Below are 24,082 nucleotides of genomic sequence, written 5' to 3'. Positions count from 1 at the left end.
CTGTCATGACTTTTGAAGACCTCCAAATCGGCAGCATCCTGGTGTCCACCGTGCGCAATGCGCCGGTGCTGATTTTCGCCGGCATGGCCGGCCTGTTCGCCGAACGTTCGGGCGTGATCGACATCGGCCTCGAAGGCAAGATCCTGGCCTCGGCCTTCGTCTCGGCGGCGGTCGCCTTCGCCACGCAGAACCCTTGGTACGGCGTGGCCGCCGGCATGCTGGTATCGATCCTGCTGGCGACGCTGCAAGCCTACGTCGCGATTACCCAAAAGGGCAACCAGCTGGTGGCCGGCATCGCGATCAACATCGCCATGAGCGGCCTGACCTTCGTGGTCGCGCAATTCTTCTTCCAGCAGGGCGGCCGCACGCCGGACCTGGGCCAGGCGCGTTTGTTCGACGTGGTGCTGCCGGGCAGCGCCGCCGTGGAAGGCATACCGTTCATCGGCTGGCTGTACGCGCATCTGATCGGCGGTCATTCGGTGCTGGTGTACCTGGCGTTCGCGCTGGTGCCGCTGGTGCACTGGGTGCTGTATCACACGCGCTTCGGCCTGCGCCTGCGCGCCTGCGGCGAGAACCCGCATGCGGCCGATGCGGCCGGCGTCAGCGTCGAGCGCCAGCGCTACATGGCGATGCTGATCGCGGGCATCCTGTGCTCGTTCTCGGGCGCTTACCTGGCGATCGTGCAGAGCGGCTTCTTCCTGCGTGATATGTCGGCCGGTGCAGGTTATCTGGCGTTGACGGCGATGGTGTTCGGTAACTGGCGTCCGGTGTACACCTTCCTCGGCTGCCTGATGTTCGGCTTCTTCGGCGCGGTGCAGATCCAGATCGAAGGCGTGGACCTGCCGCTGGTCGGCCGCCTGCCAGGCTCGCTGATCCAGATGGTGCCTTACGTGGTCACCGTGATCGTGCTGGCAGGCCTGATGGCCAAGTCGGTGGCGCCGAAAGCGCTGGGTACGCCGTTCGTGAAGTCCCGCTGATTACTTCAGCGTCCGCATGAAAGACAGCAGGTCGGCGACCTGCTGTTCATCCTTGATTCCCCAAAAACGCATGCTGGTCCCCGGCACCACATCGTGCGGCGCGCGCAGATATGCGGCCAGCGTTTTCTCATCCCACACCAGTCCCGACTTCCTCATCGCTTCCGAGTACTTGTAGTCCTTGGTCGACGCCGCGCGCCGGCCGATGATGCCATTCAGCTGCGGCCCGAAGCCGCCCTGCGCGTAAGGCCCGACCTGATGGCAGGAGGCGCAGCGCTTGAACAGCGCCTCGCCGACCTTGGCGTCGCCCGCCGCTGCGACCTGGCCAGCCGCCAGCAGCACCAGCAAAAAGTATGTCTTCATGCCTGTCACTTTACAGCAGCTGCAGCGCGGCGTATTGGAGCAGCATGATGGTCTTGCCGTCGGCGATGCGGCCGTCGGCCATCATCTGCATGGCTTCATCCATCGCCAGCTCCAGCACTTCGATGTCCTCGCCCTCTTCCTCGATGCCGCCGCCATCGCCGATGCGCGAACTCGGGTCGTATTCGGCGACGAAGAAATACAGGCGCTCCGTCACCGAGCCGGGACTCATGAAGGCCTCGAACACCTTGCGCACCTCGCCCACGCGATAGCCGGTTTCCTCTTCCACCTCGGCCTTGATGCGGTCCTCCGGGCTGGCCTGGTCCAGCAATCCGGCAGCGGCTTCGATCAGGAAGCCGTCATGGCCGTTGCCGTAGGTCGGAAAACGGAACTGCCGCACCAGCACCACCGTGCGCCGCTCGCGGTTATACAGCAGGATGGTGGCGCCGTGGCCCCGGTCATAGGTCTCGCGCGTCTGGCGCTGCCAGCTGCCGTCGTTGCGACGGTAGTCAAAGGTGGTCTTTTGCAGCAGGAACCAGTCGTCGGACAAGGTTTCCACTTTCTGGATGCGGATGCGGTCTTCGGGCATGTCGATCTCCTTGATCAAGGTTGCGTTTTTTTACGATATCATGCAATATCGTGCAACATCAAGAAAATTCATGCATATGCTGACACGTCAACGCAAAGAACTGCTGATCGCCCGCCTGAAACAGGACGGCCAGATCGTCGCCAAATCCCTCAGCGAGGAGCTGGGGCTATCGGAAGACACCATCCGCCGCGACCTGCGCGAGCTGGCCACCGAAGGCCTGCTGCAACGCGTGCACGGCGGCGCGCTGCCGCTCTACCTTCCCCCCTCGCCGGCGATGGCCAACTTCGCCCAGCGCCAGCAGCTTTCCAGCGACGCCAAGCCCGCCATCGCGCGCGCCGCGGCGGCCATGATCGCGCCCGGCCAGGTAGTGTTCATCGACGGCGGCACCACCGCCGTCCAGCTGGCGCGCGCGCTGCCGCCGGAGCTGCGCTGCACCGTCGTCACGCACAGCCCGAGCGTGGCGGTGGAGCTGGCCGAACATCCTTTAATTGAGGTGATCCTGATCGGCGGCCGCCTGTTCAAGCACTCCATCGTGGCGATGGGGCCGTCCGCGCTGGAGGCCATTGCGCAAATCCGCACCGACATCTTTTTCATGGGCGTGTGCAGCTTGCATCCGCAGCACGGCATCAGCACCGGCGACCACGATGAGGCAGGGATCAAGCACGCCATCGCGGCGGCTTCCGTGAAAACGGTGGTGCTGGCGTCGCCGGAAAAACTCGACACCGCATCGCCATTCCAGATCGCGCCGCTGGAGCGCATCGGCGCGATCGTGGTGAACGCCGGCGTATCGGCGCGGCTGCTGGCGCCCTACCGCGAGCTGGGCATCGAGGTAATACAGGCGCAGTAAGGCCTACTTGTAGTCGACACCTTTTGCCCAGCGGTCTTCCCAGTGATCCAGAAAGGACTTCGCCAATTGCGGGTTGTCCCACACCACGAGCACGTTTTCGCTGTTCGACGTGGCGGCGTCCTTGCTGTAATTGAAGCTGCCATTCTGCACGGTGCGGTCATCGACGACGATGTATTTGTCGTGATGCATGGCGTACACCGCGACCGTTCGCGTCGGGATGCCTGCGTTGACCAGAGGGCGCAGCGCCGCAATGCTGGCGGGCCGCTGATTGCGCCGCGCATCCACCATCACCTTGATGTCCACGCCGCGCTTCTTCGCGTTGAGCAGCGCCTGCACCACGTGCGGTGAATTGAAGGAATAGGCGGCCAGCCTGATTTTTGAAGTCGCCGCGTCGATCACCTTCAAGACCAAAGCCTCACCTCCCGCATCAGGAGCGAACGCGTTCTCGATCGCCGGCGCTTGCGTCTGCGCGGCTGCTTCGATGACAGGCGCAGTTGCCAGGGCAAGCGCCAGAATGACGATGTTTTTTCTCATCCGTCCAGTCTATTGCTTCTCGATGCATGCAGCAAGCAGCGCAAGGAAGTCCGTGCGCAAGGCATCGAAGCCGGCGGAGTTGGTGTCGATCAGGTAGGCGGTGGCGACGGTGCCGGTGCGCTGCTGGATCAGCGTTTCAACGTTGGCGATGCCGTGGCCGTCCAAAGCGTTCTTGCGCACCGTCAGGTGCTCAATGCTGCCCTGCTCCGCCATATCGAGTATCGCGGAGCCCTTGGGATTGTGCTCCACCAGGTACTGCATCTGGGCGACGATGGCCGCGCGGTCCTCGACGATGCGGCCCGGCGCCGCACGTTCGATCTTCAGATTCACCACCGGGTTGGGACCGTCCGTGTAAAGCATCAGGCGGTAGCCGTCGTCCATCGACACCTTGGCCTTGCCGTCACGGACTTCCACCATGCGCCACTTTGTCGTTGCAGGCAACCGGTCCGTGGAGCCAACGCGGAACCATGTGCCGCTGAAGCACTTCGTCAGCGGCGCCAAGGGATCGGTGTCGCGCTGCTGCGCCGACGCCGCCGACATCAGCACCAAGGACAGCGAGGCAATAAGAATGCGCTTCATGGGATCTCCAAACATTTGCAATTTTGCAAATGTATCAGCTATCCCCATGCGCGGCGGGCGTTTTGTCGCTAGCGCTCCGCCACAGTACCAAAGCGCCCGGCCTGCGGTACATTGACTAGAACTCTTCCCACTCGCTGTCGGCCTTGGATGCAGGCTTGGACTTGGCGATGGCCGCACGCTGAGGCGCTGGCGGGCGAACGGCCGGCGCAGCCACGCTCTTGCGCGCAGGCGCAAGGGCGGCAACAGGCGCCGGTGTTCGCGGTGCTGCATGTGCCGCCGGCGCTGCCCTGCGATCCAGCTTGAACACGCTGACCGCTTGCGCCAGATGCGCGGCCTGCTCCTGCAAGCTCTCCGCCGCAGCCGCGGCCTCCTCCACCAGCGCCGCGTTCTGCTGCGTCACGCCGTCCATCTGCACGATGGCCTGGTTGACCTGCGAGATGCCTTCGCTCTGCTCCGCCGTGGCGACCGTGATCTCGCTCATGATCGCCGTCACGCGGCGCACGCTGGACACCACTTCGTCCATCGTGCTGCCCGCCTCGTCCACCAAACGGCTGCCGACCGCCACCTTGCCGACCGAATCGTCGATCAGCATCTTGATCTCCTTGGCCGCCGCCGCGCTGCGCTGCGCCAGGTTGCGCACTTCCGACGCCACCACCGCAAAGCCGCGTCCCTGCTCGCCGGCACGCGCCGCCTCGACCGCCGCATTCAACGCGAGGATATTGGTCTGGAACGCGATGCCGTCGATGACGCTGATGATGTCGACGATCTTTTTAGACGAATCGTTAATCGACGCCATCGTCGCCACCACCTGCGACACCACGGCGCCGCTACGCTCCGCTACATCCGAAGCCGATCCGGCCAGCTGGTTGGCCTGGCGCGCGTTCTCCGCATTCTCCTTGACGGTGCTGGTCAGCTCCTCGACCGACGCCGCCGTTTCCTCCAGCGCGCTGGCCTGCTGCTCGGTACGCGCCGACAGGTCGCTATTCCCGTGCGAGATCTCGGCACTGCCGCGCGCCACGTTCTCCGCGCTGTCGCTCACCTGCACCAGCACGTCGTGGATATTGCCAACGAATTGATTGAAGCCGTTGCCGATCACCGCCAGCTCGTCGTTGCCGTTCACTTCCAGCTTCACGCTCAGGTCCGCATCGCCGCTGGAGAGCGCAGTCATGCGCGAAGCCAGCGTGCGCAACGGCGCGGTCAGGCGGAACAGCACCGTGATCAGCACCAGCGCCGCCACCACCGCGCACACCAGCGACACGATCAGCGTGTACAACAGCAGCTCGCGCGCCGGCGCCAGCGCCACGCTTTTCGGGAAGGTCAGCTGCACCGACCATGGACCAGTTTCGCCATGGATGAACAGCGGTTGCAGCAGATGCACCTGGCCCTGCTCTTCGTATTCATATGCCTGTCCCTGACGCACGCGATCCAGGCCGGCGGCTGGCACATCGTCCGCCTTCTTGCCCAGCTTTTCTGCGACGGGATTGCTGGCGTACAGGCCGCCGTTGGAGATGAGACTCAGCCTGGCGCCATCGATCACTTTCAATTCGGTGAGGATCTTGGTCAGGCGCGTCAGCATGAAGTCGGCGCTGGCGGTGCCCTGGAATTTACCTTCGATCATAATCGGCGCCACCAGCGACGCCATCAACGTCGGCTTGCCGTCCACCGGATAGATGTACGGCTCGGTGAACAACACCTTGCCGCTGCGCTTGGGGATGTCGTACCAGTCGTTGGCGCCGGGCGCGCTGTCGAACACGATCGGTTCGACATGGGTGCCGCCGCCGCTGGCGCGGGTCCAGTAAGGCATGAAGCGACCGGTGGCGTCGTACAGCGGCGCCTTGCCGGCGAAGTCGGCGTCCTTGCCGTCCAGCGCATTCGGTTCCCAAGTGACGGCGGCGCCGATCAAGTCTTCCGATCCAAGCAGCGTGGCCTTGACCATCTCGTTGATCTGGTCGCGCGCGAGCGCCTGGTTGGCTGCGCGCGTGCCGCGCATGGCGCCGCCCAGGTTGACCACCGCAGACAAATTACCAACGATGCGTGCCTGTAGCGCGCCCGCCACTTCGCGTGCCGAAGTGCGGGCCAGGTTCATCGCCGCCGCTTCGGCGCTGGCGCTGCTGCGGATGCCGATGACGGTGGCCGTCACGCCGAGGCTGAGCACCACCAGCGCAGTAGCGGCCGCGCAGATCTTGCCGTTCAATGAAAGGGAAATGCCGAAACGCGAACGCGAACCCGGCGAAGAGGACGAGGTAGAAAAGGCTGTGGTCATGGAGGGCCCGGAAAAAGAATCAGAACGTTCGCGTCAGCGCCAGCACCAGCGTGCCGTCGGCGGGATTCGACGTCTCGATCACGCCGGCGGAATTGGGGATGCCCAGCGTGTAGTTATCGTAGGCGCTGGTCTTGCCATGCGCCTTGGTGTAGGCCGCCGAAACAGCCCATCCCGGCGCCAGCGTCTTGGTCACGCCGGCCTTGTAGTCGCGCCAGCTCCACATGCTGTTGTTGGCCACGCGACCATGGCCGAAGTGCAGGTTGAGCGTGTAGCCGTCACCCAGTTCCACGTTCGCGCCCAGATCGAGATAGCCGGTGCCGCGCGCATTCTCGATGCCGAAGAATTCCTTGGTCACCGTGTAGTTGTATTTGGCATAGACGAACTTGTAGGTCAGCCCCAGCGCCAGTTCGGCGTAGTCGTAGGTGGTGCGGGTGGCGCGTATCTCGGCGCCCGGATATTTGTAGTAGTAGACGCCGGCGCTGTATCCGACATCGCCGGCCGTGCCGCCATAGGCGCCGTAGATGTCCCATTCCAGCGAGCCGTTTTCAACGAAACGGTTGCTGACGTTGGAGAGCCAGGTGCCGGCGGAAAAGCCGTTCGGCCCGGCGTAATCGAAACCGCCTTGCAGCGCGGGCTTGCCCCAGGTCTGGCGGAAGCCGCGCGAGATATATTGCGATGCCAGCGTGACGTTGGCGGTGAATGGTGACGCTGCGGGGGACGCTGCGGGCGGCGCAGGATCGGCCGCGCTCTGGGCCTGCGCCGGCGCTGTGGCCGCGAAAGCCAGCGCGCTGGCAATGCTTATGCAAAATGCATGCTTCATACTTCGACACCTCCGACTGCGTTATGGAACAGGTGATTGACCTGATGGGACGGCGGGGGTTGGGCCGGGTTCTAGCACGCCTCTAGCATAGGCGGATTGGCGCGCCCAAGTCAACCGCACTGAGAAATTTGGCGGCGCGTCATTGGACATGGCACACTAACCGTTTTACGAGGTGCGGGCAGCATGAAGCGGAACATCGGCGATGGAGTGCGCAGGGCGTGGAGTGCGCTGCTGCTGGCGGCCTGCGTGGTTGCGGCTCCGGCATGGGCCGCGACCCACCTCACCTATCCGCTCACCAGCGACGGCATCGACAGCCGCTACGACTACGATTGGGCGGTACTGCGGGCGGCGCTGGAAAAGACAGCGCCGCGCTACGGCGTATTCGAACAGCACCAATCGAAGGTGGCGATGTCGCCGCCGCGCGTGGTGCAGGAGATGTCGTCGCCGTCGGGACGCATCAACATCTTCGTGCGCGCCACCTCGCCCGAGCTGGAACGCGAGTTTCTGCCGGTGCGCCTGCCCGTCGACCGCGGCCTGCTGGGCTACCGGCTGCTGCTGATACGCGGCGCAGACCAGCAGCGCTTCGCCGGCATCAAGACCGTCGCCGACCTGCGCCGCCTGCGCGCCGGCCTGGGCCAGGGCTGGGCCGACATTCCCATATTCGAAAAAGCCGGCGTGCCGGTGGTGGAAGGCAGCAGCTACGACGGCCTGTTCGCCATGCTGGAAGCGGACCGCTTCGATTTCTATTCGCGCTCCGCCGACGAAGCGCTGCGCGAATTCAAGGAACGCAGCGCCTCGCATCCGCAGATGGCGGTGGAACAAACGCTGCTGCTGCACTATCCGCTGCCGCGCTACTTCTTCCTGCGGCGCGATGCCGAGGGCAGGCTGCTGGCCAAGCGCATCGAGACCGGCATGGAGATGATGATCAAGGACGGTACGCTGAACACCCTGTTCCAGCGCTACAAGGCAGACCTGATCAAGAACACGGCCATGCACAAGCGCCGCGTGATCAACCTCGCCAATCCCAAGCTGACGCCGCAGACGCCGCTGGCGCGCGGCGAACTGTGGTTCAATCCCCTCACCGGAAAATAGTCGCCCTTATGGCCAGATCGCCTTGAGCACGGCGGCCAGGTTGTAGCCGCCCTGGATCAGCTGCGTCTTGGCGGCGGCGGAACTGGGAACCGGATAATCGTCCGGCACCGTCAACGCCCACACGTTATAAACTTCGCCGGTCTTGCTGGTCTGCTGGCCGATGGCGCCAGCCGTCACGCCGGCGTGCGCCAGCTTGGCCACGGCCAGCGACTGGTCGGCCCAGGCATACGGCCAGCTGATAGCATCGCCGCTGTTGGCGATAACTGTCGGCTTGCCGGCGATGGCCAGCTGCGCAAACTCCTGAGGCGAACGCGCACCGACGCGGCGGAACACATAGTTGACCACCGTGGTGTCCCAATACGAATGGAAGGGACGCGTGGTCTGCGGCGCGCGCGGCGGCGTGCCAGATGCAGGGGCCTGCGAGGTCACCTTGGTTTCCGGCGGCGCGGCCGGGATCAGCTGCGCGCTGTTGGCGCTTAACTTGATATCGTCCAGCAGCAGGTTGTTGCCGCCGCGCGCGTCGAACATATTGACCGCGTCGATCTGCGCCTGCTTCTGCGGCACCACGAAGGCGCCGTTCTTGTCCACGAACGCCGCGCCCACGTGCAGCGGCTGCACCACGTCGCCGGCCAGATGGGTCAGGATCAACAGCGCCTGGCGCGGCGTGAAGCCGTGCGGGTTGCTGATCTTGTCGCCCTTGCCCTGCAAGGTGGCGATGCACTGCTTGAGCGTCTGCACGATATCGTTGTCGGCGGTGCCGGCATCGTGATCGTGGTAGTGCGGATTCTGGAACGGCACGTCGGTGTAGTGGTATTCGCTGTGCTGCGGATTGGCGGCCACGTAGGCCACCATCTCATCGCTCTGCGGGCCGCAATACGTGCCCTTGACGCAGTCGGCCCAGATGGAGACTTTTTCCAGGCTCTCGCCCGGCAGCAGCAAGGCCTTCACGCGCTGCTCGGCATTGCTGCCCTGGATCAGCTGGTCGGCGATGGCGCCGACGGCGCGGTGGCCGTCATTGCCCCATGCGTGGGCGTTGAAGGAGATGAAGGCGCCGCTCAGCGCCACGGTTAAAACAAGCTTGTTCATTCAGGGCTGCCCTTGGCCGGTTTGGCGTATTTTTTGTTGATGTCCAGGGGCTGCGCATATGGCGAGCTCCAGGTCTGTTCGTGCAGCGCGGCCAGGCGCTGCGCCATCTTCTCGTTGCGCATCACCACTTCCAGGTTGCGCGACAAATCAAAGTAGCCGCCGCTCCAGTTGCTGGTGCCGACCCAGGCCACCTGGTTGTCGATCACCATGGTCTTGCTGTGGATGACGCGCGCGAACGGAATGAAGCCGCTGCTGGCGGTCGGCAGCGTGACCACGCGGATCTCCACGTTGGGCAGCACGGCCAGGCTTTTCAGGTAGACCTGCGGCAGTTCTTCCAGGTTCCAGTTCGACACCATCAACTTGATCTTGACGCCGCGGTTGGCGGCGGCGCGCACCGCGTTGTCGATCACGGCATAGTAAGGACGCGTGCCTTTCGGGCCATAGCTCAGCGGCGCGTAGTCCAGCAACTGCACCCGCACCTCGTTCCTGGCTTCGGCCAGCAGCGCCGGCAGGCCCGCTTCGGAATCGCCGACGCCGGCCGGGTTGAACTGGTTAGGGCTGGACAGCAGGAAGGCGCCTTGATGGATGTCCGGCGTGGTCGCCTTGACGTTCAGCGCCGGCGCCACCTGGCCCTGCGCGGCGATCGCCTGCGCGCGCCAGTCCTGGTTGAACACCGCCAGCACCTGGCCGACGATCTTCGCATCGGTGATGCGCAGGCCGGTCTCGTGGATATGCTCGAACGAGCGCCAGTCGAAGTTCTGGCTGCCGATGTAGGCGCTGGCGCCGTCGACCACCATGTACTTGGCGTGCAGGATGCCGTTGCCGGTCAGCTTGTTGAAATCGATGATGCGCAGTTCCAGGTTCGGTATCGCCTTGAGCTGTTCGATGGTGGCCTTGTCCGACAGGCCCACGCCCTTCTGGTCCAGCAGGAAGCGGATCTTGACGCCGCGCTTGCCGGCGGCCGCCAGACGCTCCACCACTTTGTTGAAGACGCTGCCCTCATGGCCGACCACATAAAACTGGCCCAGCACGATCTCGCTTTTGGCGCCGTCGAACAACTCGCTCCAGACGGTGGCGGCGTCGCGCAGGTCGCTGCTGTGCAGCGGCGTTTCCACTGGCGCGGTCTGCACCAGTTCAAAACCGGGGATCGAAAACTCGGCGCGCGCAGGGACGGCCGACGCCAGCAGGGCTGGCAGCAAAACGGAAAGTAAAACGCGACGCATGGTGACTCCTAGGGTTGTTGCAGGCGCTTGATGCGGCCCTGTGTTTCGCTGCGGCCGGCCGGCTTGCCATACTGCTCGCGCTGGGTCAAGTAATCGGTCAGGGCGTCGATGTCGCGGATATTGGTCTCGGCGCGGTTGCCACCCAGCGTGAAGGCCGGGAAGGCATCGCCGCCCTCGGCCAGGAAGTTGTTGACCACCACGCGGTAGACGGTGCCGTTCTCGATCGGCAGGCCGTTCAGCTTCAGGCTGTCGGGCAGCACTTTACCGCCTTCGCCGCGGCGCGGATCCCAGGCGTAGCTGAAACCATCCGACACTTGCAGCAGGCCGCGCGTGATATCACGGCCGCCGCTCCACTGCTGCTCCAGCAGTTCGCGGATCTGCGAGCCGCGCAGGTTCATCACCACCAGCGAATTCGTGTACGGCAAAGCCGCCAGCAACTGGCCGACGTTGACGCGGTTGCCGGCGCTGGTGTCGAGGTCATGTCGCAGCGAGCCGTTGTTGACGAAGGCGATCTGCGCGCCGTAAGGGCGGCCCGCCGCCAGCGTGGCGTCGGTGACCAGGTCGCCCAATGCCGATTCGCCGTCATCCTGCTTTTCACGCGGCACGCTCGGCACGGCCAGCGCCGCCACCGGACGCGCCAGCGCGCTGGCGCTGCGGTCGCGGACTTTTTTCAGGTAGGCGTCCAGCGCCGGATTGGCCGGCCAGGTACCGGGGATCATCACTTCCTGCTTGGCGCTGACATCGCGCAGCGTATTGCTGGCGGTATCGACGGTCAGGCGGATGCGCGACATCACGTGGCCGCCCATGTCGGACTGCGTCACCAGGCGGCCGTCCACGCGGCACAGGTAGCCGCGGTGCGAGTGGCCGCTGATCACCAGCCGGATCGCCGGATCGAGACGCTTGACCACATCGACGATCGGGCCCTTCAGATGGCTGCATTCCTGCTGGTCGAATTTATCAACGGTGCGGCCGCCCTGGTGGATCAGCACCACGAACACGCCCACGCCCTGCTTGCGCAGTTCCGGCAGCTGGCGATTGATGGCGTCCGCCTCGTCGGCGAAGTCCAGGCCGGCGATGCCGGAGGCCGGCGCCTTCTCGGTGGCCTCGCGCAGCACCGCGCCGATGAAGCCGATCTTGACGCCGTGTGCCTGCTCGATCTTGTAGGCCGGCAGCAGCGGTTTTTTGGTCACCATGTCGATGACGTTGGCGGCCAGGTACTGGAACTGCGCGCCGCCGTAGGGGTTCTCGAATTTGCAGGCCTTGTCGGCGCGCGGCGATTTGCAGCCGCCCTGCTGCTGGCGCAGCAGCTCGACGCGGCCGGCGTCGAATTCATGGTTGCCGACCGAGCTGGCGCGCAGGCCCAGCAAGTCCATCGCGCCGATGGTCGGCTCGTCGGCCCACATCGACGAGATCGCCGGACTGGCGCCGATCAAGTCGCCGGCGCCGACCAGCAGCAGCTCGGGATCCTGCTTGCGCCACGCCTGCAGCGCCGCGCCCAGCGTGTCGATGCCGCCGGCGATGACGGTGCGTTCGCCGGATGCATAGGCGCTGTCGAGCACGTATTTGCTCGCTTCGATATTGCCGTGGAAATCGTTCAGCGTGACCAACTCGACTTGCGCCACGCCGGGAGGCAGCGCCGGCTTGAACCAGGCGCAGGAAGACAGGACCAGCGCCGCGCCGCACGTCAGCACGGGCCGCAGCGCGCGCGCCGGCAGGGGAAACTTGCTCATCTAACGTTACTCCGAATTCGGCAGCCGCCCTGATGGCGGCGGCCATATGCGAACGTCGCGCGCGGCGCTCGCATATGGCCGGATCGACGAACAATCCGGCCCGAAAACGACAACAGGCCCGAAGGCCTGCCGGTCAGATCAGGTCTGGCACGTACACAAGAGTGCGTGCGCCAGACCGGTATCTTAACTTAGAAGTCGACGCGCAGCGTAGCCGACACAGCGCGTGGAGCGCCCAGGTAGTAGAACACACCCTTCGCGGTCACGCCTGGGTAGGCGGTGGCGTTGGTCACCGACTGCGACGATGGATTGCGGTATTCGCGATCCAGCAGGTTCGACACGTTCAGGGTCAGCTTCGGATTCTTGAAGAACTGGCCGCTTGGGAACTGGTAGCCAGCGTCGAAGTCGACGGTGGTGTAGCCAGGAACCAGTTCGTCGTTGGCCAGGGTCGCCTGCTGGGTGCTGGTGACTTTGGCTTTCAGACGGGTGTACCAGCTGTTGGTCTCGTACGAAGCCGACAGGCCGCCTTTCCATTTCGGGGTCAGTGGGAACTGGTTGCCCTTGGTTGGCAGGTAGATGCCCTTGCCGGCTTGCAGGTTTTCCTGGATCTCGCTGCTGCTGTAACCCAGCGAAGCGTAGAACGACCAGCCGTTGACCGGGGTGTTACCCGCTTCAACTTCGAAGCCCTTGTTCTTCACCTTGCCGACGTTGGTCAGCGTGGAGGTTTGCGAGTTCGGGTCGAAGGCGGTTGCCTGGCGATCCTTGAAGTCGCTGAAGAAGATGGTGGCCTGGGTGGTGATGGCGGTCGTCTGGTGACGGTAGCCCATGTCCAGGTTCATCGAGGTTTCTTGACGCACATCGCCCAGCAGGGTCGGCAGATTGTTGATCAGCGACAGGTTGCCGTTGGTGGTCGAGTACACGAAGTTAGGTGGCGCCTTCATGTTCTTGGCCAGGCTGGCGAACAGCTGGTCGTCGTTGGTGATGCGATAGCGCAGGCCCAACTGTGGCAGCAAGGTCGAGTAGGTCTTGTTGTAGTTGTAGGTGACGCCCGAGTTCGGCGCGGTCTGGCTGTTGCCTTCGTTGGCGTAGTTGGTGAAGTCGCGCTTGACGTGCGGGCTACGCAGGCCTACGTTGACGGTCAGCTTGTCGTCCATGAAGGTGGCGGTGTCCTGGATGAACGCCTGGAAGGCGGTCGAGATGCTTTTCCAGTTGCGCGATTCGTACAGCGAACCGTCAGGACGGGTGACCAGGCCATCACGCAGCCAGATGTCGGTAGGCTCGCCGTTGGCGCCGATTTTTTCCATCGGGCCGGTTTGCTTGTGGGTAGCGCGCTCATACCAGAAGCCCGCCAGGATCTGGTGGTTGTCCCAGTTGTGGGTCACGGAAACCGAAGCGCCCGGACGCTGGGTACGGGTGATCGAACCGCTGTACACCCAGACTTTGTCCAGGGTGTCGCCGTCGCCGTTCAAGTCCTGGCCGACGAATTTGCCGGTGGCCGGGTTCAGGAAAGCATTTTCCTGTTGCAGCTTCTGCTGCACGCCGCCGGTGCCGTAGCCGTACCAGAAGTAAGGCAGGAACTTGATGTCGGTGTTTTCGCCGATGCGGAACTTGGCGGTTGCCGAAGCAATCACGTTCTCGAACGGGTTCAGCGACAGCTTGTAGAAGGAGTCGGCGTTGTTCTGTGCCGGATCGCTTACAGCCTTGCCTGGGCTCGCTGGTGCGTGGCCGATGAAGGTGGTGCTGTAGTCGTAGTGGTAACCGTTCTTCGCCAGGTCAGCCAGGTTGAAGGTGCTGAAGTTGTTGTTGACGGCGCGGTTATACAACACGGTACCGTGGATGTAGTTGAAGCGATCCCAGTCGTAGTTGAAGCCGATGTCCATGTGCTTGCGATTGGCTTCGCCGGCGCCTTTCCACTTGTCCGACTTGGCTTGCGATACCGAGACGAAGACCTTGGCCTTGTTGTCCCAGAAGCGGCCGGTGTCGTAGCGCATATAGGTTTTGAACATGCTCAGCGTACCCAGGGTCTGGGCGATGCGGAAGCGCTGCTTGTCTTCTGGTTCGCAGGTGGTGATGCCGAAGTTACCACCGGTGGCGCCAACTTGCGGGGAGTCGACGTCGGTCGAACCCTGGGTCACGAAGGTGGTGCAGGTGTTTTCCTGGTCGACGTATTCTTGTGGGAACACGGCGAAGTTACCCGAGTCATTCACTGGGACGCCGTTAATGGTCGCACCGATCTGGTCGCTGTTGAAGCCGCGCAGGGTCAGACCGCCGCCGAACAGGCCGGTCGCGTCGTAGCTGTAGGTGTTCACCGCTGGCAGCAGGGCCAGGGCGTCGTAGGCGTTACCGGTAGGACGCTGTTTCGCCAGTTCCTCGGCGGTAACGGTCGAGCGTGCTTTTGGCACATCTTCCTGCACCATCAGGCCCATACCGACTTTACGGCCGGTGATGGTCACGGTTTCGGTGGCTGGCTTGGCGGCAGGGGCGGCGTCGGACTGTGCGAACGCGGCACCCATGCAGACCATCTGGCAGGCCAGAGCGACCAGGCTCAGACGTAGCGTCGGATTGTGTTTAACGGCGGATTGCATTAAGGGAACTCCCAGTTTATGTAAAAAAATTTATTGTGTTCTAGCGATGCCTCTGGACCGGGCGGGCTTATGGCCTGCGGTCACATTCTTGACACAATGTGCCCATGACATCACAAAATTGTAACCAGTAAATATTTCATCAACATGACAAGCGGTCAGTTGATCAGAATGTCATGATCTTGCCTGACTGACATTTGCATGCAACACCCTCAAAACGCCAACAAAATTGACAGCTTTGAAGCATCTCAAACAACTATGCATCAGCAAAAAATGTGTGACAAATACGATTTACTTTAGGAATTTATACGAAAGCGATATAAATGGGGCGCTGAACCGCGCAGGTTCCACTCGGTAAGCGGAGCGGCATCTTTAAGGGGAGCATTATAGTGGCCCCTGCACCACTTGAAATATTTTCACTCGGGAAATGCGCAAAACTGGTGCGTAGCAGCCTGATTTTGTCGCAATGTTGCCACACTTCAGCAGAGTATGACAAAGATGACAAGCCGCCCGGCAGGCGGCCCGAAGGGGAATTTAGATAAGTAACACTAATACTCTCGTCGCGGCAGCGCAACATCCACGGCCGCCTGGGGCCGGCCGTGGAGCCGTGCTCAGCGGCCCTTGGCGACCGGCGCGGCGGCGATGGCGGCTTCGAATTTGGCGAATTTACCGTTCAATACCGTCAATAAACGTTGTTTATCAGCATCAGCCAGGAAGGAATAGCGGATGCTGTCGTAGGACAATTTCTTAATCTCGGCGTAGTCCGGCTTGTAGCGGGCGGCGTACAGCACGTACTCGCCGGACAGGTTGTTGCGCGACACGCCGGCATCGTCGGTCGACAGCACGAACGGCACACCGTATTTGCGGTACAGGGTGACCGGATGGGCTTCGCCCTTGACGCCCAGGATGAACTGGTTGCTGGTCAGGTTGACCTCGACGGCGATCTGCTTGTCGTGCATTTTTTTCATGATCGCCAGCGAGTCGGTCTCGTGGGCGATGTCGATGCCGTGGCCGATGCGGCTGGCGCCGGCGACGTCGATGGCGTCCTTGATGTGGAAGGTCAAGCCTTCCGGCGGCACCACGCCCAGCGCCAGCTCGCCCGCATGCAGCGCCAGTTTCACGCTTGGATGCCTGGCTTTCAGGAATTTATACATCTGCATGTGCAGCGCATAGTCGTGCATCGAGACGTAGACGCTCTCCTGGCCGACGATGTTGACGCCGACGATTTTCGGATTCGACAGCGCCAGCTTGAAGCTCGACACCATCTGCGAAAACACCTGCGACGGCGTCAGGAAGCGCAGCGCGAACGGCTGGTAGCGCAGCGTGAAGTTGGCGTCGTCGATGCCGGCGCCGGCGGTGTCGACATTTTTCAGGTAGGCGCTGATCCAGCCCTGGAAGGCGCCGTTGGTGTCCAGCGTGGCGGCGTAGCCGGCCAGGTCGGCGTCGGTGATGCCGCCGGCGGCGGCCTTCTGGTCGAACGCGGCGTCTTGCGCCATCGGCGCGATCTCGTAGATGGTCTCGATGTAGCTCAGGTTTTCCTGGATGGCGCGCTGCTTCAGGCGATGCAGGCCGTCCGCCGCATTGGTCGAGGCCACCGCGTTGAAGTAGCCGAAGGTGTCGAAGAACTGGCGGTCCGGCGGCGACTGCAGCGCGCCGTGGTTGTAGAAGTCCTTGTCGGACCAGCGCTGCAACAGGTTGGCCAGCACGGTGTTATTGTTCATCACGTCCTGGCCGGACAGGCAGACGCGGTCGGCCAGCGGCTTGGCCTGCTCGGCGGTGGTGTCGGCCTTGTTGGTGTCGATCTGGTAGGTGACCTTGTTGACGCAAAAGCCTTCCTTGTCCACCCACTCCAGGTACTGCTCGGCGTAGATCGCGCCCGAATAGTGGTGGTGCAGGTCGCCGCCCTTGGGCATCATGGTCAGGAACATCGTCAGCTCGGCCGTCTTTGGCTCCGGGCCCGAGACCAGCGCGGCGAACTGGCGCTTGGTGATCTCCTCGTTGCTGGCCGCTTGCGCGCCGTGCGGCAAGGCGCAGAACAGGGCGGCGGCAATGGCGGCGGCCTTCAGGCTGGCGATATTTTTTTGCATGTGTCTTCCAATGTGAATTAAGTCATTACGCGGGCATGCACCTGGCGGCCGGCCGACCAGGTCGCCGCCACCGCGCGGTCGTCGCCCAGCAGGGCCAGCGCGAACAGCAGTTCTTCCAGGCTCTCACCGCGCGCGGTCCGTCGTTGCAGCAGCGGCGTGGCCTGCGGATCGAGCACGATGAAATCCGCCTCGGCTCCGGCGGCGAAATTGCCGATCGTGCCGTCCAGCTGCATGCTGCGGGCGGCGCCCAGGGTAGCCAGGTAGAACATCCGCAAGGCCGGCAGGTAACTGCCCTTCAGTCGCGCTACTTTATAGGCTTCATTCATCGTTTGCAACATCGAGAATGAAGTGCCGCCGCCCACATCGGTCGCCAGCGACAGCAGCAAGCCCGCCTGGTCGGCGCGTTCGAAGTCGAACAGGCCGCTGCCGAGGAACAGGTTGGAGGTCGGGCAGATGGCGGCGGCCGACTGCGTTTGCGCCATGCGGACGCGGTCCTGTTCATTGAGCCAGATGCAGTGGCCGTACATGGCGCGCGGCCGCAGCATGCCGTAGCCGTCGTAGACGTCGATGTAGCTGCGCGAATTGGGGAACAGCTCGCGCACCCACGCGCATTCGGCCTCGTTCTCGGACACGTGGGTCTGGATGTAGGTGTCCGGATAGGCGCGCGCCAGCTCGCCCGCCAGTTGCAGCTGTTCCCCGGTGGAGGTGGGCGCGAAGCGCGGCGTGATCGCGTACAGCGCGCGGCCGCGCTTGTGCCAGCGCTGGATCAGCGCCTCGGTGTCGCGGGCGCTGGATTCGGCGGTGTCGCGCAGGAACTCGGGGCAGTTCCGGTCCATCATCACCTTCCCCGCCACCATGCGCAGGCCGCGCTGCTCGCTGGCGGCGAAGAAGGCGTCCACCGACTGCGGGTGCACGGTGCAGTAGACCATGGCGGTGGTGGTGCCGCAGCGGAGCAGCTCGTCGAGGAAGAAGTCGGCCACGCCGGCGGCATGAGCCGGGTCTTCGAACTGCCGCTCGGTCGGGAAGGTGTAGGTTTCCAGCCAGGGCAGCAGGCCTTCCGACGGCGAGGCGATCATGTCGGTCTGCGGATAGTGCACGTGGGTGTCGATAAAGCCGGGCATCAGCAGCTTGCCGCTGTAGTCGTGCAGCTCGGTCCCTGGCGGCAGCGTGGCGCGCAGCGCGGCGTAGTCGCCGGCCGCCTGCACCTTGCCGTCGGCGACGATCAGCAGGCCGTCTTCATGCCATTCGTGGGACTGCGCGCTGAACGCCGGATCGGCGACAAAGTGCAGCAAGCTGCCGCGGTAGGCTTGCAAGTTGTTAGGCATGGCGATGTCCTGAAGAGGAGTGCTGATTCTAGCGCGAAGCGACCAGGCGCACCGGCGCGATTGGGGTTTGCCCATTGCGTGCGTCAGTTTCGAGGGCGGCGATTTGCTGCGCCTCCCACACCATCAGCAGTTGCGCGCAGACAGAGGCGGCAATCGCGGCGGGCAGCTTGTTGGTGATGCCGGCGATGCCGATCGGGCAGACCATGGCGGCGATGCGCTCCTCCGGCAGGCCGCGCGCGGCCATGCGGCGCTCGAACTGCACGCGCTTGGTCTTAGAGCCGATCAGGCCGAACCAGCTGACGTCGGCGCGGGCCAGGATTGCTTCGCTGAGCAGTTGATCCAGCGCGTGGCTGTGGGTCATCACCAGATAGCTTGCACCGGCGGGGGCGGCGGCCACCAATGCTTCAGGTGCGTCGGTGGCTTCGACGGTGACGTTGGCGGGTATCGTAGCCGGGAACATGTCCTCGCGCTCGTCGACCCAGGTGACGGTGCACGGCAGCTCGCCCAGCATGCGGACGATGGCCGCGCCGACATGGCCGGCGCCGAACAGCAGCAAATGCGAACGCGGAGCCAGGCAGAGATCGGCCAGCCAGCGGCGGCCTGCGGTATCACGCAGGATGTGGGTGCCGCGTTGGCGATCGACCGATGGATAAGCGGGGCCGAAGATGGCGGCGCCGCCGACGAAGTCGAAGTCGGAGCGCGGGCCGGAACCGGCGCTCGTGCCTGTGCCTGTGCCGGCGACGACCGCGCCGCTGGCGTCCAGCAGCAGCGAGACCGGCGTGCCGTCGATGGCGCTGAGTCGCCAGCTGTCCTCGCGCCAGCGCTTGCGCAGGCTGGCCATCACGTCGGCCAATGCAGTATCGATCAACTCAAACGCAAGGTGCACGACTCCGCCGCAGCACTGGCCCAGTGACGGACCGAGCGCGTACCGCTCCAGCCGTGCATGCACACCCTCGCCTGTCTTGGCGGCGCTTTTCAGCATGCTGCGGCCGACATCGACCGCGCACATCTCCAGATGGCCGCCGCCGATGGTGTCGACCTGGCCGCCAGCCGTGACCAGCATGCGGGCGCCGGGTTCGCGCGGGCCGGAGCCCTCGACGATCGCCACCGTCACCAGCACCGCCGGTTCCGCCATCACAGTTGTCAGCCACTCGTTCATGTCGATATCCTCAGGCTGCCATTTCCACGGCAGCCACGGCGCGCAGGATCTCCTCGCTGGTCGCCGGAGCGTTCAGCGGCGGATTGACGCGGTGCCCGCCGACAGCGGAAATCGCATCGCGAATCGCGAAGAACACCGAAAACGGCAGCAGCAGCGGCGGCTCGCCGACGGCCTTGGAGCGGTGGATGCTGTCCTCGACGTTGCCGTTGTCGAACAGCCGCACGCGGAAGTCCTCCGGGCAGTCGGACACGCCGGGGATCTTGTAAGTCGATGGCGCATGCGTCATCAGCTTGCCGGCCGGGTTCCACCACAGCTGCTCGGTGGTCAGCCATCCCATGCCCTGTATGAAGGCGCCTTCCACCTGACCAAGGTCGATGGCGGGATTGAGCGAGCGGCCGGCGTCGTACAAGGCATCCGCGCGCAGCAGCTTCCATTCGCCGGTCAGCGTATCGACCACTACTTCGGAGACCGCAGCGCCGTAGGCATAGTACGAGAATGGATGCCCGTTCATCGTCTTCGGATCCCAGTGCAGGCCCGGCGTGGCGTAGAAGCCGTCAGACCACAGCTGCACCCGCGCCAGATAGGCCTTTTGCACCAGCTCAGCGAACGGCACCACATGGCCGTTCACATGCACGGCGTTGTTGAAGAACTGCACCGGCACGCCGTCCTCGTCGCCATACAGCTTGATGGCAAAGGCTGTCAGGCGTTCACGGATCTGGCGCGCGGCATCCTGCGCCGCCTTGCCGTTCAAGTCGGCGCCGGTGGAGGCGGCCGTCGCCGAAGTGTTGGCGACCTTGCTGGTATCCGTGGCCGTGGCGCGCACGTGATCCAGGTCGAGACCCAGTTCATGCGCCACCACCTGCATCACCTTGGTGTTGATACCCTGCCCCATCTCCGTGCCGCCGTGATTGACCAGCACCGAGCCGTCCACATACACATGCACCAACGCGCCTGCCTGGTTCAGGTGCGTGACGTTGAAGGCGATGCCGAACTTCAGCGGCGTCAACGCCAGCCCTTTCTTAAGCACCGGACTGGTGGCGTTGTAGGCTTCGACAGCCGCACGGCGGGCGCGGTATTCGCTGGTCTGCTCCAGCTCCGCCGTCAGCGCCTCGATCACGTTGTCGACGATCTCCTGGCCGTACGGCGTGACATTGCGCTCGGTCTTGCCGTAGAAATTCAGGCGGCGGATATCCAGCGCATCGCGTCCCAGGTTGCGGGCGATTTCGTCGACGATATATTCGATGGCGATCGCACCCTGCGGGCCGCCGAAGCCGCGGAAAGCGGTATTCGACTGGGTGTTGGTCTTGCCGCAGCCGGCGCGGATATCCACGTCCGACAGATAGTAGGTGTTATCGAAGTGGCAGACCGCGCGCGTGGCCACAGGGCCGGACAAATCCGCCGAGAAGCCGGAACGCAAAGTCATGTCGACCTTGGCGGCGAGGATCTTGCCGCTGTCGTCGTAGCCGACTTCGTATTCGTAGAAGAAGCAATGGCGCTTGCCGGTGACGAGCATGTCGTCGTCGCGGTCGGCGCGCAGCTTGACCGGGCGGCGCAGCTTGGCCGCAGCGATGCTGGCCGAAGCTGCCCACAACGCCGATTGCGACTCCTTGCCGCCGAAGCCACCGCCCATGCGGCGGCATTCAACCAGCACCTTGTGCGCATGCACGCCAAGCGCATGCGCCACCACGTGCTGCATCTCGCTAGGGTGCTGCGTCGAACACTGCACCAGCATGCCGTGGTCTTCCTTCGGAATCGCGTAGGCGACCTGGCCTTCCAGGTAAAACTGCTCCTGACCGCCGACAAACAGCTGGCCCTTGACCACGTTGGGCGCCTGCTCGAACGCCGTCTGATAATCGCCACGCTTCAGATGCATCGGCGGCAGCACATACGACTGCGCGGCCTTGGCTTCCTGCGGCGTGAAGATAGCCGGCAGTTCGTCGTAACCGATCACGGCGCGGCGCGCGGCGCGGCGGGCGTTGTCGTGGGTATCGGCGACGACGATGAAGATCGGCTGGCCGACATACATCACCTCGCCCGCGCTCAGGATAGGATCGTCATGGATGATGGGACCGCAATCGTTGGTGCCAACGATGTCTTCAGCGGTGTAGACCGCCATTACGCCGGGCGAATTGCGCACCGGCGCCAGGTCCATCGCGTTGATGCGCGCATGGGCCTTGGACGACAGGCCCAGCGCCGCATGCAGCGTGCCTTGCAGCTCAGGGATATCGTCGGTGTAGGTGGCCTGGCCGAGCACGTGCAGCTCGGCCGATTCGTGCGGACGGGCGACGCCGACCGCCTTCCACGCTTGCGCGGCGAGCAGCGAGGGAGCGACTGGTTGATTCATGATGGCTCCTTTCAGGCGCGGCAGGCGAAGGCGTTGACGGCATCGGCCGCCAATGGCGCGTCGGCGCGGGTTTCGAACCAGAAGCGGCGCAGCAGGTTCTGCGCCGTCTGCATGCGGTAGGTGCTGGAGGCGCGCATGTCCGACAGCGGCGCGAAGTCCTGCGCCAGCATGTCCATCGCCACGCGCAGGTTGGCTTCGCTCCAGCTCAGGCCCGTCAACGACGCTTCGGCGCGGGCGGCGCGGCGCGGCGTGGCGGCCATGCCGCCGAAGGCGATGCGGGCCTCGACGATATGCTCGCCATCGAGCTTGAACGCGAACGCGGCGCAGACCGCCGAGATATCCTGGTCGAAGCGCTTGGCCAGCTTGTAGGTGCGGAACTGCACACCCTCGCGCGGCAGCGGCACGCGCACGGCGGCCACGAATTCGTCGGGCCGCATGTCTTTTTTCTGATAATCGAGATAGAACGCTTCCAGCGGCATCACGCGCTCGCCAGCCGGGCCGCGCAGCACCACGTCGCTGCCGACGGCTATCATCCACGGCATCGAATCGCCGATCGGCGAACCGTTGGCGACGTTGCCGCCCAGCGTGCCGGCGTTACGGATCGGCAGCGACGCGAAGCGCTGCCACATCTCGCCCAGTTGCGACGGATACAGGCGGCATAAGGCCTCGTACGCATCATTGAGCGATACGCCGGCGCCGATGTGCAGCATGCCGTCCGCCTCGCTGACGGTTTGCAGCGCGCTGACGTGGCCGAGATAAATGATGTCGCCAAGCTCACGCATCTGCTTGGTGACCCACAGGCCGACGTCGGTGGAACCCGACAGCAGCGTGGCTTTCGGATGCGCGGCGCGCAGGGCCACCAGTTCATCCAGGGTGCGCGGCGCGTGGAAGGTCTGGCCGCGCGCGGTGTAGCTGGCGCCGGCGTTGCGCTGCAGGGCGCGCAGCTGTTCGGTCAACGCTGCGCGGTCGAAGCCGACCTTCGGCAATTCGGTCATGCGGTGCGCGGCCTCGATGATCGGACGGTAGCCGGTGCAGCGGCACAGGTTACCGGACAGGCAGTCGTCGATCTCCTTGCGCTGCGCGGGCTGGCCGTCCTTGTCGAGGTACATGCCCCACAGGGACATGACGAAACCGGGCGTACAGAAACCGCACTGGGAACCATGGCATTCCACCATCGCCTGCTGCACCGGGTGCAGCGCGCCGTCCGGCTGCTGCAGGTCCTCCACGGTGAACAAGGCCTTGCCGTCCAGCGTGGGCGCGAACTGGATGCACGAGTTCACGGCCTTCATTTCCAGCTGGCCGTCGGCATTCAAGCTGCCGACCACCACGGTGCAGGCGCCGCAATCGCCTTCGGCGCAGCCTTCCTTGGTGCCGGTGCAATGCAGGTCCTCGCGCAAGTGCTGGAGCACAGTACGCGTTGGCGCGGCGCCGGAGATTTCCCGAACCGCGCCCTGATAGTAAAAACGAATCGGTTCTGACATCTGTGCCTCAACCTGCGAATGGATGGGTTTTGCGCCAATGTTCGGCAATATCGATACGACGGGTGATCCACACATTATCGTGCTTTTGCACGTAATCGAGGAAGCGCGCCAACGCCGCGGCGCGCGCCGGGCGGCCGACGATGCGGCAGTGCAGGCCGATCGACAGCATCTTCGGCTGATTCAGGCCGTCCGGGTCGCCCTCGGCGTACAACACGTCGAAGGCGTCCTTCAGGTAGTCGAAGAACTGCGTGCCCGAGTTGAAGCCTTGCGCGGCCGCGAAGCGCATGTCGTTGGTGTCCAGCGTGTACGGCACGATCAGCTGCGGCGCGACGGCGGCCTTGCCCTCTGCATCAGTGTAGTCGACCTTTTGCCAGAATGGCAGGTCGTCGCTGTAGTTGTCGGCGTCGTAGCGGAAGCCGCCGTGTTCCACCACCAGGCGCTTGGTCTGCGGCGAATCGCGGCCGGTGTACCAGCCCTGCGGCGCGCTGCCGGTCAGCTCGCGGATGATCTGCACCGCTTCCTTCATGTGGGCGCGCTCGGTGGCTTCGTCCATGTTTTGATAGGAGATCCAGCGCAGGCCGTGGCAGGCGATTTCGTGGCCCAGTTCCTGGAAGGCGGCCACCGCTTCCGGGTGGCGCTTGAGCGCCATCGCCACGCCGAACACCGTCAGCGGCAGCTTGCGCTCCTCGAACATGCGCAGCAGGCGCCACAAGCCGGCGCGCGAGCCGTACTCGTAGATCGATTCCATGCTCAGGTGGCGGTTGCTGAACGAGGCGGCGCCGATGATCTCGGACAGGAAGGTCTCCGATCCGGCATCGCCGTGCAGCACGTTGTTCTCGCCGCCCTCTTCGTAGTTCAACACGAATTGCAGGGCGACGCGGGCCCGGTTGGGCCACTGGGCGTGAGGTGGTTTCGGGCCGTAGCCGATCAGGTCGCGTGGGTAGTTGTTGTAAGTGGTCATGGGCGCAGGCTGGTTAGTCTATGAGGAATATATCTACAATCATATATGC

The 24,082-nt window shown here is 64.0% G+C and carries 19 protein-coding genes; 3 read left to right on the top strand and 16 right to left on the bottom strand.

From position 1 onward, the window contains the following. The first annotated feature begins 5 nt into the window (after positions 1–5). Entirely contained in the window at positions 6–977 is a 972-nt protein-coding gene (locus V6M89_RS00920; RefSeq protein ID WP_332851393.1) for an ABC transporter permease, read from the top strand. Here the strand turns inward: V6M89_RS00920 and V6M89_RS00915 are convergent, their stop codons facing one another. Together V6M89_RS00915 and V6M89_RS00910 are read right to left on the bottom strand one after the other, a co-directional pair. Continuing rightward, positions 978–1,337, bottom strand: coding sequence for a c-type cytochrome (locus tag V6M89_RS00915; RefSeq protein WP_332851392.1), 360 nt, complete (start codon positions 1,335–1,337; stop codon positions 978–980). Positions 1,338–1,347: 10 nt separating this feature from the next. Continuing rightward, on the bottom strand, positions 1,348–1,923 hold the full coding sequence (locus V6M89_RS00910; RefSeq protein WP_332851391.1) for an NUDIX domain-containing protein: 576 nt from the start codon (positions 1,921–1,923) through the stop codon (positions 1,348–1,350). A gap of 76 nt (positions 1,924–1,999) precedes the next feature. Between V6M89_RS00910 and V6M89_RS00905 the strand changes: the two genes are divergently transcribed. Continuing rightward, positions 2,000–2,770, top strand: a complete 771-nt coding sequence (locus V6M89_RS00905; RefSeq protein ID WP_332851558.1) for a DeoR/GlpR family DNA-binding transcription regulator — start codon at positions 2,000–2,002, stop codon at positions 2,768–2,770. Positions 2,771–2,773: 3 nt separating this feature from the next. Here the strand turns inward: V6M89_RS00905 and V6M89_RS00900 are convergent, their stop codons facing one another. The 4 genes from V6M89_RS00900 to V6M89_RS00885 all read right to left on the bottom strand — a co-directional run bounded on the left by V6M89_RS00900 (position 2,774) and on the right by V6M89_RS00885 (position 6,966). Further along, entirely contained in the window at positions 2,774–3,304 is a 531-nt protein-coding gene (locus V6M89_RS00900; protein WP_332851390.1) for a phospholipase D family nuclease, read from the bottom strand. A gap of 9 nt (positions 3,305–3,313) precedes the next feature. Next, on the bottom strand, positions 3,314–3,883 hold the full coding sequence (locus V6M89_RS00895) for a hypothetical protein (protein ID WP_332851389.1): 570 nt from the start codon (positions 3,881–3,883) through the stop codon (positions 3,314–3,316). A gap of 115 nt (positions 3,884–3,998) precedes the next feature. Then, positions 3,999–6,146: a methyl-accepting chemotaxis protein gene (locus tag V6M89_RS00890; protein ID WP_332851388.1), complete on the bottom strand. Its 2,148-nt coding sequence runs from the start codon at positions 6,144–6,146 to the stop codon at positions 3,999–4,001. Positions 6,147–6,165: 19 nt separating this feature from the next. Further along, on the bottom strand, positions 6,166–6,966 hold the full coding sequence (locus tag V6M89_RS00885; RefSeq protein ID WP_332851387.1) for a TorF family putative porin: 801 nt from the start codon (positions 6,964–6,966) through the stop codon (positions 6,166–6,168). A gap of 183 nt (positions 6,967–7,149) precedes the next feature. Here V6M89_RS00885 and V6M89_RS00880 point away from each other — a divergent pair, with 183 nt between their 5' ends. After that, complete coding sequence (locus tag V6M89_RS00880; protein WP_332851386.1) at positions 7,150–8,058, top strand: hypothetical protein; 909 nt, start codon at positions 7,150–7,152, stop codon at positions 8,056–8,058. A 6-nt stretch (positions 8,059–8,064) separates the two neighbouring features. Here the strand turns inward: V6M89_RS00880 and V6M89_RS00875 are convergent, their stop codons facing one another. From V6M89_RS00875 to puuE, 10 genes are all read right to left on the bottom strand, one after another. After that, on the bottom strand, positions 8,065–9,144 hold the full coding sequence (locus tag V6M89_RS00875) for a S1/P1 nuclease (protein WP_332851385.1): 1,080 nt from the start codon (positions 9,142–9,144) through the stop codon (positions 8,065–8,067). Continuing rightward, the gene (locus tag V6M89_RS00870; RefSeq protein WP_332851384.1) at positions 9,141–10,367 is read right to left on the bottom strand and encodes a phospholipase D-like domain-containing protein; all 1,227 of its coding nucleotides are present in this window, start codon (positions 10,365–10,367) and stop codon (positions 9,141–9,143) included. Before V6M89_RS00870 ends, V6M89_RS00875 begins: the two co-directional genes overlap by 4 nt. An 8-nt stretch (positions 10,368–10,375) precedes the next feature. Beyond that, a complete protein-coding gene (locus V6M89_RS00865; protein ID WP_332851383.1) occupies positions 10,376–12,097 on the bottom strand; it encodes a bifunctional metallophosphatase/5'-nucleotidase in 1,722 nt (573 codons plus the stop codon). 188 nt (positions 12,098–12,285) lie between these two features. Further along, on the bottom strand, positions 12,286–14,679 hold the full coding sequence (locus V6M89_RS00860) for a TonB-dependent receptor (RefSeq protein WP_332851382.1): 2,394 nt from the start codon (positions 14,677–14,679) through the stop codon (positions 12,286–12,288). A 608-nt stretch (positions 14,680–15,287) separates the two neighbouring features. After that, positions 15,288–16,763: an adenosine deaminase family protein gene (locus tag V6M89_RS00855; RefSeq protein ID WP_332851381.1), complete on the bottom strand. Its 1,476-nt coding sequence runs from the start codon at positions 16,761–16,763 to the stop codon at positions 15,288–15,290. Between the two features lie 17 nt (positions 16,764–16,780). Then, positions 16,781–18,088, bottom strand: a complete 1,308-nt coding sequence (gene guaD, locus V6M89_RS00850; protein ID WP_332851380.1) for a guanine deaminase — start codon at positions 18,086–18,088, stop codon at positions 16,781–16,783. 28 nt (positions 18,089–18,116) lie between these two features. After that, on the bottom strand, positions 18,117–19,247 hold the full coding sequence (xdhC, locus tag V6M89_RS00845; protein ID WP_332851379.1) for a xanthine dehydrogenase accessory protein XdhC: 1,131 nt from the start codon (positions 19,245–19,247) through the stop codon (positions 18,117–18,119). A 10-nt stretch (positions 19,248–19,257) separates the two neighbouring features. Then, the gene (gene xdhB / locus V6M89_RS00840; RefSeq protein ID WP_332851378.1) at positions 19,258–21,591 is read right to left on the bottom strand and encodes a xanthine dehydrogenase molybdopterin binding subunit; all 2,334 of its coding nucleotides are present in this window, start codon (positions 21,589–21,591) and stop codon (positions 19,258–19,260) included. Positions 21,592–21,602: 11 nt separating this feature from the next. After that, complete coding sequence (gene xdhA / locus V6M89_RS00835; RefSeq protein WP_332851377.1) at positions 21,603–23,072, bottom strand: xanthine dehydrogenase small subunit; 1,470 nt, start codon at positions 23,070–23,072, stop codon at positions 21,603–21,605. 7 nt (positions 23,073–23,079) lie between these two features. After that, on the bottom strand, positions 23,080–24,033 hold the full coding sequence (gene puuE / locus V6M89_RS00830) for an allantoinase PuuE (protein WP_332851376.1): 954 nt from the start codon (positions 24,031–24,033) through the stop codon (positions 23,080–23,082). Between the last annotated feature and the right edge of the window lie 49 nt (positions 24,034–24,082).

The sequence above is a fragment of the Duganella sp. S19_KUP01_CR8 genome (genome assembly GCF_036688705.1).
In the GTDB taxonomy this organism is placed as follows: Bacteria; Pseudomonadota; Gammaproteobacteria; order Burkholderiales; family Burkholderiaceae_D; genus Rugamonas.
The sequence above is the reverse complement of the archived record's forward strand: the minus strand, read 5'-3'. Positions and strand labels throughout refer to the sequence as shown.